We start from the raw sequence: 14,761 nt of genomic DNA, 5'->3' as shown, positions 1-14,761 counted from the left end.
CCGTTCAATTAGTCTTATTTTATTTTGCTTAACTGGCGTTAAAGGCTATAAATTCGCTGTCGACTCGACAAAATATCGCACATTAGTAGAACTATTCCACTGAAAACAACAAAAGGAAGTTCGACCATGAAGCACCCTCGATACCTGCTTTCGGGCCTGGCGTTATCCCTGCTGATGGCCAGCGGCGGCGCCCAGGCCGCCGGGCTCACCAGCGAACACAAGCCGTTCGGCAAGACCCATGACGGCACTGCCGTCGAGCAGTACATCCTGCGCAATAGCCATGGCATGCAAGCCACGGTGATCACCTACGGCGGTGTGTTGCAGTCACTCAAAGTGCCGGATAAAAACGGCAAGGTCGAAGACGTGGTACTCGGTTTTGATGACGTGCAGGGTTACCAGGGCGGCACGGCATTTTTCGGCGCGACCATCGGCCGCTTTGGCAATCGCCTGGCCGGCGGGGCCTTTGAGCTGGATGGCAAGCGTTACCAGGTGCCGCTCAACGACGGCCCCAACTCGCTGCATGGCGGCGCCCAGGGCTTCGACAAGCATGTGTGGCAAGCCGAACCGGTCAAGGGCAAGGATTCGGTGGGCGTGAAGCTCAGCTACCTGTCCAAGGACGGTGAAATGGGCTTCCCGGGAAACCTGAAAACCGAGGTCACCTATAGCCTCAACGACCACAACGAACTGCACATCGACTACAAGGCCACCACCGACCAACCTACGGTGCTCAACCTCACCAACCACAGCTATTTCAACCTCGCCGGCGCGGGCAACGGCGACATCCTCAAGCACGTCGCGACCTTGCACGCCAGCCACTACACACCGGTCAATGCCACCCTGATCCCCACCGGCGAATTGGCCCCTGTCGCGGGCACGCCGATGGACTTCCTCAAACCTACGCCGATCGGCCAGCACATCAAGGACGACCACCCGCAGCTCAAATTCGCCGAACCCAAACAAGGCGGGTTTGACTTCAACTGGGCGCTGGACACCCAAGGCAATATCAAGCGACTCGCCGCCCAGGTGCACGACCCGGCATCCGGCCGCCGCTTGCAGCTCTACACCACGGAGCCGGGCGTGCAGTTCTATACCAGCAACTTCCTCGACGGCACGGTGAAGGGCAAGGCCGGCAAGACGTATGCACACTGGAGCGCGTTTACCCTGGAAACCCAGCACTTTCCCGACGCACCGAACCAGCCGACATTCGCCTCGACCCGCTTGAACCCTGGGCAGACTTATACCCAAAACACCATTTTCAAATTCTCTGCCGATTAACCGCAGGAACCGGCCCTTGCGGGGGCCGGGGCACTGCCATCACCGCCTATGAAGGCAGCCGCTCGCCACCACGGCTGATTTTGCGTTCGTCGGTAATTGTGTAGAGACCTATGGCAATCGCAGGCACGCCAGCTGCCAGATTGTTGGGGTTTCAGCGTTGTTTCATGCGGTCGATGACGACAGCCAGCAGCAGGATCGATCCGCGGATCACGTATTGGTAGAAAGTGTCGATGTTCTTCAGGTTCATCGCGTTCTCGATGATCGCCAGGATCAACACCCCGGCAATCACATGGCGAATCATGCCCACCCCGCCGCTCAGCGACACGCCGCCGAGTACGCAGGCAGAAATCACCGTCAGTTCGAACCCCTGGCCAATCATGGGCTGGCCGGACGTCATGCGTGACGCCAGGATCACCCCCGCCAGCGCGCCGATCACGCCATGCACGGCAAAGATCAGGATCTTGGTGCGGTCCACATTCACCCCCGCCAGCAGCGCCGCTTCCGGGTTGCCGCCGATGGCCATGGTGTTGCGGCCATAGGTGGTGTAGTTGAGCAGCCAGCCGAAAAACAGGAAGCACAGGATCGTAATCAGGATCGGCACCGGCACGCCCAGCAACTGACCGTTGCCGAAAATAAAGAACTGATCCTGGGACACCCCCACCGCTTTGCCGTTGGCAAAGATGTAGGCCAGGCCGCGCACGATCTGCATGGTTGCCAAGGTGGTGATCAACGCATTGACCCGCAGCTTGGCGATCACGATGCCGTTGATCAGCCCGACGACCAGCCCCATCAGCAAGGCCGCGCCGATGCCCAGCATCACGCTGTCGGTATCGCGCATCACAATCGCCGCCACCACGCCGGCACAGGCGATCACCGAGCCCACCGACAAATCGAAATGCCCCGACGCCAGGCAAAACAGCATGGTGCATGCGGCGATGCCCACGGTGGAAATCGCCAGGCCCAGCCCGCGCATGTTCAGGGGCGAGAGGAAGTTGTCGATCAGCAAGGCGCACAGCAAGAAGATGCTCACCGCTGCCAACAGCATCGCCCAGCTGTCGAGCAGCGCGCGCAGGTCGAGGGGTTTGCGTGCCGTCGGCAACGCGTTGTGTTGAGTGGTCATAGTCGTCTCTCAGTTCGCCGGGCCGCGCGGCAAGGCCAGCTGCAGCAGGTTGGATTCGGTCGCCTCTGCGCGGCACGCTTCACCGCGCAGGGCGCCTTCGCACAGCACCAGGATGCGGTCGCAGATGCCCATCACTTCCATCAGGTCGCTGGACACCACGATCACCGCAATGCCCTGGGCCGCGAGGTGATGGATGATCTGGTAGATCTCGGCCTTGGCACCGATATCAATGCCCCGGGTCGGTTCGTCGAGCAGCAGCACCTTCATGGGCATCGATAACCAGCGGCCCAGAATCGCCTTCTGCTGATTACCGCCGGACAGGTACATGATTTTCTGCGCCGCGCTCGGGGTTTTGACTTTCATCGCCTGGATCTGCTGGGCGGCATTGCCTTTTTCCCAGCCCTCGCGCAGCAGCCAGCCGAACGCGCAATGGTCACCCCGTGCACTGATATTGATGTTCTCCGCCACGCTGGACAGCGGAATAATGCCTTCCTTCTTGCGGTCCTCCGGGCACAGCAGTACACCGGCGGCGATGGCATCGCGGGGTGAGCGCAGCTGCAGTGTGTTGCCGCACAGCTGCAAGTCCCCGGCGGTGGCACGCTCCAGCCCGCTGAGCAGGCGAAACAGTTCGGTGCGCCCTGCCCCCACCAACCCGAACAGGCCGAGAATCTCGCCCTTGCGCACCTCAAAGCTGACCGGCTCACGCAAGCCCGGGCCGAGCAAACCCTGGACCTTGAGCGCCACTTCGCCGTGCTCGCGGGGGCGGTAGTCGTAGATGTCCTGGATATCGCGGCCGACCATGCAGGTCACCAACTGATCGTGGGTCAACGCGCTCATGTCATCAAAGGTGCGCACATAGCGACCGTCCTTGAACACCGTGACGGCATCGCAAATGCGGAACACCTCTTCCATGCGATGGGACACATAGAGCACCACTTTGCCCTCGTCGCGCAGGCGCGCAATGATCGCCATCAGCCGATCGATTTCCCGGGCAGACAAGCTGCTGGTGGGCTCGTCGAAGGCAATCACATGGGCGCCACGGGACAGCGCCTTGGCGATTTCCACCAGTTGCCGCTGGCCCAATGACAGCCGGCCAAGTTTCTCCTCTGGGTCGATTTCATCGGCCAGGCCCTTGAGGCACGCCAGCGCCTGCTGGCGCAGCACGCCCCGGTTGACCACGCCAAAGCGCGAGGGCAAATGCCCCAGGAACAGGTTTTCGGCAACGCTCATTTCCGGCACCAGGTGCAGTTCCTGGTGAATCACCGCCACACCACTGGCGATGCTGTCGGCGGCGGACTTGAACGTCAGGGTCTGCTCGCCGATCTGCAGCGTGCCGCTGCTGGGAAGGTAGGCGCCGCCGAGAATCTTCAGCAACGTCGACTTTCCCGCGCCGTTCTCGCCCATCAAGGCGTGCACCTGCCCCGGGTAGGCGGTGAAGCGAATGCCATCCAGCGCCTTGACCCCAGGAAAGGTTTTACCAATGCCGTTGAAGCACAGCCGGGAACCGGCCGTATGTGTCTGTAATTGCGCGTGCATAACCACCTCGTCACACCGATCAGGCGGCCCCGTTGCGGCGGCCGCCAAGCAAACCCATCAGTTCCACAAACCGATTTTTTCCAGTTCCTGCTGGAAGTTCTCGCGGGTGATCAGCGTGACTTCGTCCATCGCGGTGTACTTGGGCGGCTCCTTGCCGGTGGTGACCCAGTCGAACATCATCTTCGCGGTGTTGTAGCCCTCGATGTGCGGGCTGGGCAGCATCGAGCCGAAGAAGCCGCTGTTGGGTTTCTTCAGTTCGCCGATGGCGTCGGTGCCATTGATGCCGATGCCGATCACGTTGGCGGCGGCAAAGCCCGCGCTTTCGGTGGCGCGTACGCCGCCTAGCACGGTGTTGTCGTTCATGCCGCCGATGATCAGGTTTTTCGCGCCGCTGGGCAGTTTGACCAAGGCCGAGTTGGTGGCGTCCATGCTGCCCGGAACATCGAGGGTCTTGGCGGCGGTAAACAGGATGTGGTCCTTGGGGAAGCCCGCGTCTTCAAGGGATTTGACCGAACCGTCGGTGCGTTTTTTTCCGGTGTCGAGTTCGTTGAAGGTGTTGATCACCGCGTAGGTGTCCTTCCAATCCCAACCGCGTTTTTTCGCTTCAGCCGCCATCGCTGCGCCCTGCTTCTGGCCGACCTCGAAGGCCGCCATGCCCAGGTAGGGCACGTCCTCCATGAAGTTGCCCTTGGCATCGACAAAGCGGTCATCCACGGCAATCACTTTCAGGCCGTTGGCCTTGGCCTTGGCGACGATGGCCGGGCCCAGGGACACGTCCGGCGGGCAGATCACAAAGCCCTTGGCACCGTTGGCCGCCAGGCTGTCGATGGCCGAGAGGGTTTTCTCGCCATCGGGGACGGCGATCTTGATCACCGTAAAACCATGTTCCTTGCCGGCTTTTTCGGCGAAGGCCCATTCGGTCTGGAACCACGGTTCTTCCGCCTGCTTGACCAGAAAACCGATTTTCACTTGTTCAGCGGCCAGCAACAGGCCACTCAAGCTCAGGGCCGACACCGCCACAGCGGCGCAGCACAGGGAACGGATACCACGACGACGATTCATACGGATGACTCCTTGTTGTTGTTTTTAAGCCTGGTGTTTTATCCGGCAAAGCGGTGACAGGCGGTGCCTGGCACATCGACTTCCAAGGCCAGCACCGCACCATCCAATGGGTGCTCCAATGGGCTGGCGGCGCTGGTGATATACAGCGTGGTGAGGTTGGGGCCACCGAACACGCAACTGGTGGGGCGGCTGACGGGCAGCTCGACGACGCGATCGACTTCACCGCCAGGCGTCAGGCGCAGCAAGCAACTGCCGTCCCAGCGTGCGTTCCAGATATAGCCTTCGCTGTCCATGGCCGAGCCGTCCGGGCCGCCGCGTGAGTGCGGGCCGAACCAGACCTGCGCCGGGTCGAGCTGGCCGCCCGCCTGGATCGCATGCCGGTACAGCGTGCCGTCCAGGCTGTCGCCAAACAGCAGCTGGTGACCGTCCTCGCGCCACAGCAAGGTGTTGGGAATCCCCAGGCCGCTCAACAGCGGCGTGACCTGCGCCTGTGCATCAATGCGAAACAGGCCGCCGGAGCGCCGGGTGATGGGCAGGTCTTCACCCTGCTCGCCGATGTTGTTCTGCATGGTGCCCAACCACAGGCGGCCCTGGGCATCGCAGCGCGCTTCATTGCCCCGGTTACCGGGTTGCGGGTCGGCGACACACAGCAAGGTCAAGGCTTCGGTCGCCAGGTCCAGCCGATAGACGCCGCTGCACAGGGTCACCAGCGCATCGCCGCGTTCACACGCAATGAAGGCCGAGACGTGCTCGGGCAATTGCCAGCTGCGCAATTGCCCGCCCATCAGGCGCAGCGCCTGTTTGCCGACGATATCGACCCAGTACAGCGCTTGGGTCGGCGCGTCCCAGAACGGGCCCTCGCCCAATTGCGCGCGGTGCGTGGTGACGGCAGTACACGGCATGTTGCCTCCTGGTTTTTTTATTGTTCTCAGGTGCGCGTTACAGCGGGTCGCGGGATGGCGTGCCATCCACCAGCCGCTGGATACGCAACGGGTTGGCATTTTTCAACGCGTCGGGCAGCAGGCTATCAGGGTAATTCTGGAAACACACCGGACGCAGGAAACGCTCGATGGCCAGGGTGCCGACCGAAGTGCCACGGGCATCGGACGTCGCCGGGTATGGGCCGCCGTGCACCATCGAGTCGCACACTTCCACGCCGGTCGGGTAACCGTTGAGCAGGATGCGCCCGACTTTCTGTTCCAACAGCGGGGTAAGTTCGGCGAACTGTTGCAGGTCGCCAGGTTCTGCAATCAGCGTGGCCGTCAGTTGCCCGTGCAGGCCGTGCAAGGCGGCGTTGAGTTGCGCACGGTCGGCAACTTCCACAAACACCGTGGTCGGGCCGAACACCTCTTCCTGCAACAGGGCGTGCGCGTCGAGCAGTAAATGCGCGTCGGCCTTGAACAGCTGCGGCTGCGCTTGGTGGCCCGCCTGGGCTTGGCCCGCCAAATGCTGGATGCCGGGATGGGCGAGGAGTTTTTCCAGGCCTTTGCCATAGCTGCTCAAGGTGCCGGCGTTGAGCATGGTTTGCGCCGGTTGATCCGCGATCAGCCGGGCCACCTGTTGGGTGAATGCACTGAAGGACGGCGACGCAATGCCGATCACCAGCCCCGGGTTGGTGCAGAACTGGCCACAGCCCTGCACCACCGAGGCCGTCAGGTCGCGGGCAATGCTGTCCGCCCGCGCCTGCAAGGCCTGGGGCAGCACGATCACCGGGTTGATGCTCGACATTTCAGCAAACACCGGGATCGGCTGCGGGCGGGCCGCCGCCATATCGCACAGGGCGCGGCCGCCCTTGAGCGAGCCGGTAAAGCCGACGGCCTGGATCGCCGGGTGCTTGACCAGCGCCTCACCGACGCCGGCGCCGAAAATCATATTGAACACGCCCGCCGGCATCTCGGTGGCTTCGGCCGCCCGTATGATTGCATCGGCGACGCACTCAGCCGTGGCCATATGCCCGCTGTGGGCCTTGAACACCACCGGGCAACCCGCCGCCAACGCCGCCGCGGTGTCGCCGCCCGCCGTGGAAAACGCCAGGGGGAAGTTGCTGGCGCCAAACACCGCCACCGGCCCCAGGCCGATGCGGTATTGGCGCAGGTCCGGGCGCGGCAGCGGCTGGCGATCGGGCAAGGCCCTGTCGATGCGGGCGCCGTAGAAGTCGCCGCGACGCAGCACGCTGGCAAACAGACGCATTTGGCCGCTGGTACGCCCGCGTTCACCTTGGATACGTGCGGCGGGCAGTGCGGTTTCACGGCAAACCAGCGCGACGAAGTCATCGCCCAGCGCGTCCAGCTCATCGGCCACCGCCTCGAGGAACTGCGCGCGACGCGAAGCGCTCAACCCACGGTACGCCGAGTAAGCCGCTGCGGCCGCCTTGGCGGCAGCGTCGACTTCCTCGGGTGTGGCTTGGTAGAACGCATGGGGCAAGGCTTCACCGGTAGTGGCATCGACACTGTTGAGGATGACGCTGCCGTTGGCGCTGCGCTGGCCGCCGATGTAATTGTGGCCGAGGCGTTGGGTCATGGGGTTCTCCTTAAAGGGTGATGACATTGCCGGGTTCGAACGCTGCGTCGGCCTGGCCGACCGTGTTGACCAGCGGCGCGCCGAATTCGGCCTGGCTGATCTCGAACACATCCCCCGGTTGGGTACGTATACCGTCGGCGAATGACAAGGTGGCGGTGCCGAAGAAGTGAATGTGCACATCGCCCGGCTTGAGGAATTGACGGTATTTGAAGTGGTGATATTCAAGGTTTTCCAGGCTGTGGCACATATTGGCCTCGCCACTCAAGAATTCGTTCTGCCAGATCACCTGGCCGTCACGCAGGATACGGCTGGTACCCGCCAGGTGCTGGGGCAAGGCGCCCACGCGCAACTCGGGACCGTAGCTGCAACTGCGCAGCTTGGAATGGGCCAGGTACAGGTAGTTCTTGCGCTCCATCACGTGGTCGGAGAACTCGTTGCCCACCGCAAAACCGAGGCGATAGGGTTGGCCGTCGTGGCCGATCACGTAGAGGCCGCCGATTTCCGGCTCTTCACCCGCGTCTTCGGCGAAGGGCGGCACCGGGAAGGCTTGGCCCGGGCGCACGACGATGCTGCCGTCGCCCTTGTAGAACCATTCCGGTTGCACGCCGGCCTGGCCGGCCGCCGGCTTGCCGCCCTCCACGCCCCATTTGAAGATACGCATGGTGTCGGTCAGGCTGCTGTCGTCAGCGGCGTGCTGGTGCATTTTGTCCCGCGCAGAGGCGCTGCCCAAGTGGGTCAGGCCGGTGCCGCTGATCAACATGTGGGCCGGGTCCGGGTGGTCCAGCGGCGGCAGGATTTTCAGGTCGGCCAACAGGGCCGCGTAGTCGTGGCTGTCGCCCAGGCCCAGGCTGCTCACCTGTTGCGCCAGGCCCACGCCGGCTTCGATGGCGGCCAGGGCCAACTCGCGTACCGTGCGCGCACTGTTCACTTCGCGCAGTTTGCTACCTTCCACCACACCGACGCGACGCTCACCCTGACGCACTTCAAACTGAACTAAACGCATGAAACTTCTCCTGGGTTAAGTCCGCGTGGCGCCCCGGGCGCTGGCGGCAAATTGGTCGGTGGGCAGCACGTGCTTGCGCTCCAGCACGCGGTAGACCACGTAGGTCAAGACAAGCCCGAACACCATCACGCCGCACAGGAAGTACAAGCCCGAGGCGAGGTTGCCGGTGTATTCCTTGAGCGCGCCGATCACAAACGGGCCGATATAGCCACCGAGGTTGCCCACCGAGTTGATCAACGCAATCCCCGCCGCCGCACTGGCGCCGGCAAAGAACCGCCCGGGCAAGGTCCAGAACACCGCCGTGCAGGAAAACAGCGCAAACGCCGCCAGGCACAACGCGGCCATTTGCAGCACCGGCAGGCTCAGCCAGGCGCTGAAGAACAGGCCGATGGCGCCCAGCACATAGAGCACGGCCAGGTGGCCGTAGCGATCATTCAAACGGTCGGAACTGCGCGGAATGATCAGCAGCCCGACGATGCCGAACAGATACGGCACCGCTGAGATGAAGCCGGTGACCAGGTCGCTGCCGCCGAACTGCTTGATCAGCGTCGGCAACCACAGGCCCAGCCCGTAAATGCTCAAGGTGACCGGCAGGTAGAACAGCGCCAGCAGCAATACACGCTTGTCTTTGAGCGCATGCAACGGGTTACCGTGGCGGGTCTGGCCGTAGGCCAGCAGGTCTTTATTCAACTCGCCGGTGAGCCAGGTCTTTTCCGCCGCGCTCATCCATTTGACCTGCTGGGGGCCGTCCGGCAGCCAACGCAGTACCGGCCAGGTCAGCAACAGCGCCGGGGTGCCGATCACCATGAACAGCCACTGCCAGCCGTGCAGGCCGAGGATGCCGTCCATGCCCAGCAAACCACCGGACACGGGGCCGGTGATCATCATCGCGATCGGTTGAGAGAGAATGAACAGCCCCAGGATCTTGCCGCGATGGCGCACCGGGAACCATTGGGTGATGTAGTACAGAACGCCCGGGAAGAACCCGGCTTCCGCCGCGCCGAGCAAAAAGCGCATCACATAGAAGCTGTGCGGCCCTTGCACGAAGGCCATGCCGATGGTGATGGCGCCCCAGGTCAGCATGATGCGCGCAAACCAGCGCCGCGCCCCAAAGCGGTCGAGCATCAGGTTGCTCGGGATCTCGAACAGGAAGTAGCCAATAAAGAACAGCCCTGCCCCCAGGCCATAGGCCGCATCCCCGATGCCCACGTCAGCGCCCATGTGTAGCTTGGCAAACCCCACCGCCGAGCGATCCACGTAGGCCACCAGGTACAGCAGGATCAGGAAAGGAATCAGTTTCAGCGTGATGCGCCGTATAAGCGGCAATTCCTCGCTCATGGGGTCGATCTCCGATTGTTGTTTTTATAGAAGCTCGGGGGCCGCCGCCGGCGAAAATCTGCCGGGACAATGCCTCAGTTGAGACCGACTATATAGTATGACTATTTGCAAAACAACACTTCCAAAGCAGCGATTTTGCGCTTATGTTTAGCCACACATAGAACATATAGTCATACAATAAGAGAAACCATCATGCCTGATAAAAAGCCCGCCCTCCGCTCTGCCCAGTGGTTTGGCACCGCCGACAAGAATGGCTTCATGTACCGCAGCTGGATGAAGAACCAGGGCATTGCCGACCATCAGTTCCATGGCAAACCGATCATCGGCATCTGCAACACCTGGTCGGAGCTGACCCCGTGCAACGCGCACTTTCGCCAGATCGCCGAGCACGTCAAGCGTGGGGTGATCGAGGCCGGCGGCTTCCCGGTGGAGTTCCCGGTGTTCTCCAACGGCGAATCGAACCTGCGCCCCACCGCGATGCTCACCCGCAACCTGGCGAGCATGGACGTGGAAGAAGCCATTCGCGGCAACCCGATTGATGGTGTGGTGCTGCTGACCGGCTGCGACAAAACCACCCCGGCGCTGCTGATGGGCGCGGCCAGTTGCGACGTGCCGGCCATCGTGGTCACCGGCGGGCCGATGCTCAATGGCAAGCACAAGGGCCAGGACATCGGCTCAGGCACGGTGGTGTGGCAGCTGAGCGAACAGGTCAAGGCCGGCACCATCACCCTGGACGATTTCCTCGCGGCCGAGGGCGGCATGTCGCGCTCGGCGGGCACCTGCAACACCATGGGTACCGCGTCGACCATGGCCTGCATGGCCGAGGCGCTCGGCACATCGCTGCCCCACAACGCGGCGATCCCGGCGGTGGATGCGCGCCGCTATGTGCTGGCGCACATGTCCGGCATGCGCGCGGTCGAGATGGTGCGCGAAGACTTGAAGCTGTCGAAGATCCTCACCAAAGAGGCGTTTGAAAACGCGATCCGCGTGAACGCGGCCATCGGTGGCTCGACCAACGCGGTGATTCACTTGAAAGCCATTGCCGGGCGCATCGGCGTCGAGCTCGACCTGGATGACTGGACCCGCATGGGCCGCGGCGTACCGACCATCGTCGACCTGCAACCGTCGGGGCGCTTCCTGATGGAAGAGTTCTACTACGCCGGTGGCTTGCCCGCCGTACTGCGCCGTTTGGGCGAAGCCAACCTGATCCCGCACCCGAATGCCTTGACCGTCAACGGCAAGTCCCTGGGCGAAAACACCCAGGATTCGCCGATCTACGGCCAGGACGAAGTGATCCGCACCCTCGACAACCCGATCCGCGCCGATGGCGGTATCTGCGTGCTGCGCGGCAACCTCGCGCCGCTGGGCGCGGTGCTCAAGCCATCGGCCGCCAGCCCGGCGCTGATGCAGCACCGGGGCCGCGCGGTGGTGTTCGAGAACTTCGACATGTACAAGGCGCGTATCAATGACCCGGACCTGGACGTGGACGCCAACTCGATCCTGGTGATGAAAAACTGTGGGCCCAAGGGTTACCCGGGGATGGCCGAAGTCGGCAACATGGGCTTGCCGGCCAAGCTGCTGGCCCAGGGGGTGACCGATATGGTGCGCATTTCCGACGCGCGCATGAGCGGCACCGCCTATGGCACCGTGGTCTTGCACGTGGCCCCGGAAGCCGCCGCCGGCGGGCCGCTGGCCACGGTGCAAGAAGGTGACTGGATCGAACTCGATTGCGCCAATGGCCGCCTGCACCTGGACATCCCCGACGCCGAGCTGGCCGCCCGCATGGCCGACCTGGCACCGCCGCAGAAGTTGATCGTCGGCGGCTATCGCCAGCTGTACATCGACCATGTGCTGCAGGCCGACCAAGGCTGTGACTTTGACTTCCTGGTGGGCTGCCGTGGGGCTGAAGTACCGCGTCATTCCCACTAATTGGGATGCTATGATGCCGCCTATTTAGCCAGAGCCTCCCTTTCGTTATGGATCACCAGCCGCCCAAGCCGCGCAAGAGCATGCATGCCCAGATCGTTCAGGACTTGGGCATGCACATCGTTTCCGGCCGCTTCAAGCCCGAGGAGCGCCTGCCCATGGAGGCCACGCTGTGCGAGGAGTACAAGGTCAGCCGCTCGGTATTGCGCGAGGCGACGCGTGTGCTCAGCGCCAAGGGCCTGGTGTATTCCAAACCGCGGGTGGGCGCGGTGGTGCGGCCGCGCTTGAAATGGCATTTGCTCGACCCGGACGTGCTGTCCTGGCTGATGCAGACCACGCCCCACAGCGAATTTTTCAACACCCTGGCCGGCGTGCGGCGCATCCTCGAACCGGAAATCGCCGCGATGGCCGCGACCACGGCCACCGACGAAGACATCGCCACCATCGAGAACGCCTACCTGGGCATGGAAACCGCCAAGACCCATGACGAGCTGCTGCAGGCCGACCTGGACTTCCACCGCGCCATTGCCGACGCCACCCGCAATGACCTGCTCGCCTACATGTGCAACATGCTGTCGCTGCCGTTGCGCGAGTCGATCAACATCACCAACCGCCGCCCGGACATCCAGGGCCTGAGCCTGCCGCGCCACAAGGCGATCCTCACCGCCATCCAGAACCGCGACGCCCTCGGCGCCCGGCACGCGTCGCTGGTGCAACTGGATGACACGCGGGTGGCGCTGGACACGGTGATGAATGTGCTGACACCGCTGTAAACCCATCGTTTACGCTCACTGGGTCAGTGCGGTGGGCAACACACGCCGCAACGCATCCACCTGCATCTACACAATTATCGTCGAACGCAAAATCTGTGGCCCATCGGCTGTCGTGGCGAGCGGGCTTGTCGCAATGCCATAGGGGAATATGACTGCCGTCAAACGTTCAGCCACCTGGGTACAGCCGCGCTGAGCAATCAGGCGGTGTCGAGGTCCGGATCGGCGCCGGTCAAGGTGCGTTCATTGGGTGGTTGCACAGCGCTGCGGATCGACACGCTTGCCCTCCAGATACACGCGATCCTTGCCGTTCTGCTTGGCGCCATACAGGTTCCTGTCGGCGTTCTTGAGCACCGCGGACATCTCGGCCCCGACCGCAAAACGCGCTATTCCCGCACTGCAGGTGTAGTTGTGCGGCGCGGCGACACTGCTCCGGATCGCCTGCAACAACGCCAGGGCGAAATCGCAGGCGAATGCCGGGTCATCACCCAATAACAACACGCCAAACTCTTCCCCACCGATCCTGCCGAAACTATGGCTGCCCTTGGTGGTTTTCAGGCAGGTGGCCATTGCCCGTAGAATCTTGTCGCCCACATCGTGGCCATACCGGTCATTTTTGAGTTTGAAACTGTCGATATCCAGCATCATGAAGTAGCCGCTGTGGCCATTGGCGATCAGCGCATCAAACCCCTGCATGAAGGCTCGTCGGTTGAGGATGGAGGTCAAATAGTCCGTCTCCGCCAATTCGCGAAACTCACTTTCTACCAGCAATACCGAGCGCAAGTTCTTCAAATAGGAAAAACTCAAGATAAAGCCGATGCACACCGACGCGGCGCAGAAAATAAACAGATAGATCTGTGCGTCGCCGTAACTATCCGTCGGTATGCACGGCCAAAAAATCAACCAGACCAGCGCAGCGCATACCAGATAATCCCGGACACTGATAAACAAGATGGCGCTGCTGATCACCAAGATGATGGCCAGCGGTAAGCCAAAGATGCGCAATTCCTCGTGCATTCGCAGGACAAAGGCAAAACCGACCGTCAGCAGCACAACATAGATAACACCCAGTGCCCGCCACATGAAAAAATTAGCGGTACGGTGGTGAAACCGGCACACCGCCAACAGGCACAGGGTAATCGTCGCTACATAAATGCCCAGTTCGATGGCCGGGTGGAGCAACAACACGCCCACCCAGCTAATAATGCCTATCACCTCGGCCTGAGTGACGGCAGGCGACAGCAGCCTGCGCATTCGGGGTCTTAGTTTCAAGTTAGCAGGCATCCCTCTGACCCCGTTCAACCGCATGCAAGCCGACTGCAAATGAAAACGCCATAAACCGCCTTACCAGGCGGACGAAAGCCGGCAGCACTTCCAGCTGTTTTTTGGGGTGAACTTTAAAATAGCCTTTCTGGACGCCCTCCCGGACCATTCGAATAACGTGGGTTTTCGACACTGACAGCTGCTGGGCAAGCGCAAGATAAGAAGACGACTTGAAGGTTACCCGGCCGTTTTCCGGCGCAAACGCATCGTTGTAAATCGCCAGCATCAACAGATGCCCTGCGTCTTTCTTCACCAGCCAATAGCAATCAGGCTGCAGCACATCCACCATCAGGTCATCGGCCAGGATCTGCGCGAAGCCTTTGAAGTAAAGGCTGAGGAACGCTCGGTCTTCCATCTTGCGCATTTTGCGAAACAGATCCTTCTCTGGGCACATCAGCGCCAGTGAGTCGGTAATGGAGGTAAGCATCAGCCGCACTTCACGACAGGCCTCATCCGACGGCGCGTATACCCTGAAACGGCCGTCCTCCGGGTGCGCGTCGATGGCCATGAACCCCAGCGCCCTGAACAGCATAAAGATCGACTCCAGGCTGTTTCTCGAGCAATACCTGCGTGCCACACACAAAGCCTTCACGTCGCAAAGCAAAGCGGTAGGTTTGGAAAAGTACTCACTCAGGAGGGCAAAGGAGACCATCAAACGGCTGTGTTTCAATGTGCTCTTGTAGAAAAAGGGCCGCTTTGAATAGGGGCCAAGAAGAATCTGGTAATGCGTACGAATGCAACATTCAAAGTCCTTATGGCGCTCAATTGCTTTTGCGGTACTACCGATATCCAACTTTAACGAACTGACGCGCATGCAAGAGCCCTGATCAACCAACTCCATTCCACTGATCTCGACTACACACTTCACGCAGTCAGGTCCCGAAACCA

General features: G+C 61.8%; 12 protein-coding genes. 3 read left to right on the top strand and 9 right to left on the bottom strand.

Annotation, left to right across the window (positions count from 1 at the left end):
• Positions 1-126 precede the first annotated feature (126 nt).
• On the top strand, positions 127-1,275 hold the full coding sequence (locus M5B43_RS12030) for an aldose epimerase family protein (RefSeq protein ID WP_248750318.1): 1,149 nt from the start codon (positions 127-129) through the stop codon (positions 1,273-1,275).
• 151 nt (positions 1,276-1,426) lie between these two features.
• On the opposite strand, the gene araH is transcribed toward M5B43_RS12030, so the two are convergent.
• The 7 genes from araH to M5B43_RS11995 are packed head-to-tail and all read right to left on the bottom strand — an operon-like array spanning position 1,427 to position 9,854.
• Entirely contained in the window at positions 1,427-2,395 is a 969-nt protein-coding gene (araH, locus tag M5B43_RS12025) for an L-arabinose ABC transporter permease AraH (RefSeq protein WP_248750317.1), read from the bottom strand.
• Positions 2,396-2,404: 9 nt separating this feature from the next.
• Positions 2,405-3,931 (bottom strand): L-arabinose ABC transporter ATP-binding protein AraG, encoded by a 1,527-nt coding sequence (araG, locus tag M5B43_RS12020; protein ID WP_248750316.1) that lies wholly within the window; start codon positions 3,929-3,931, stop codon positions 2,405-2,407.
• A gap of 57 nt (positions 3,932-3,988) precedes the next feature.
• Positions 3,989-4,993 carry a substrate-binding domain-containing protein gene (locus tag M5B43_RS12015; RefSeq protein ID WP_248750315.1) on the bottom strand — a complete coding sequence of 335 codons (1,005 nt, stop codon included), beginning with the start codon at positions 4,991-4,993 and terminating at the stop codon, positions 3,989-3,991.
• A gap of 38 nt (positions 4,994-5,031) precedes the next feature.
• The gene (locus M5B43_RS12010; protein ID WP_248750314.1) at positions 5,032-5,895 is read right to left on the bottom strand and encodes an SMP-30/gluconolactonase/LRE family protein; all 864 of its coding nucleotides are present in this window, start codon (positions 5,893-5,895) and stop codon (positions 5,032-5,034) included.
• 37 nt (positions 5,896-5,932) lie between these two features.
• A complete protein-coding gene (locus tag M5B43_RS12005) occupies positions 5,933-7,513 on the bottom strand; it encodes an aldehyde dehydrogenase (NADP(+)) (RefSeq protein ID WP_248750313.1) in 1,581 nt (526 codons plus the stop codon).
• Between the two features lie 10 nt (positions 7,514-7,523).
• Complete coding sequence (gene araD1 / locus M5B43_RS12000; protein ID WP_248750312.1) at positions 7,524-8,516, bottom strand: AraD1 family protein; 993 nt, start codon at positions 8,514-8,516, stop codon at positions 7,524-7,526.
• Positions 8,517-8,531: 15 nt separating this feature from the next.
• Entirely contained in the window at positions 8,532-9,854 is a 1,323-nt protein-coding gene (locus tag M5B43_RS11995; protein ID WP_248750311.1) for an MFS transporter, read from the bottom strand.
• A gap of 192 nt (positions 9,855-10,046) precedes the next feature.
• On the opposite strand from M5B43_RS11995, the gene M5B43_RS11990 reads away from it, so the two are divergent.
• A complete protein-coding gene (locus M5B43_RS11990) occupies positions 10,047-11,783 on the top strand; it encodes an IlvD/Edd family dehydratase (protein ID WP_248750310.1) in 1,737 nt (578 codons plus the stop codon).
• A 47-nt stretch (positions 11,784-11,830) separates the two neighbouring features.
• Complete coding sequence (locus M5B43_RS11985) at positions 11,831-12,553, top strand: FadR/GntR family transcriptional regulator (protein ID WP_248750309.1); 723 nt, start codon at positions 11,831-11,833, stop codon at positions 12,551-12,553.
• A 240-nt stretch (positions 12,554-12,793) separates the two neighbouring features.
• Here the strand turns inward: M5B43_RS11985 and M5B43_RS11980 are convergent, their stop codons facing one another.
• Entirely contained in the window at positions 12,794-13,834 is a 1,041-nt protein-coding gene (locus M5B43_RS11980) for a GGDEF domain-containing protein (protein ID WP_248750308.1), read from the bottom strand.
• A complete protein-coding gene (locus M5B43_RS11975; RefSeq protein ID WP_248750307.1) occupies positions 13,824-14,687 on the bottom strand; it encodes a hypothetical protein in 864 nt (287 codons plus the stop codon). The genes M5B43_RS11980 and M5B43_RS11975 overlap by 11 nt, the downstream gene beginning before the upstream one ends.
• Positions 14,688-14,761 lie beyond the last annotated feature (74 nt).

Source organism: Pseudomonas sp. MWU15-20650 (genome assembly GCF_023242475.1).
Classification (GTDB): Bacteria; Pseudomonadota; Gammaproteobacteria; order Pseudomonadales; family Pseudomonadaceae; genus Aquipseudomonas.
The sequence above is the reverse complement of the archived record's forward strand: the minus strand, read 5'-3'. Positions and strand labels throughout refer to the sequence as shown.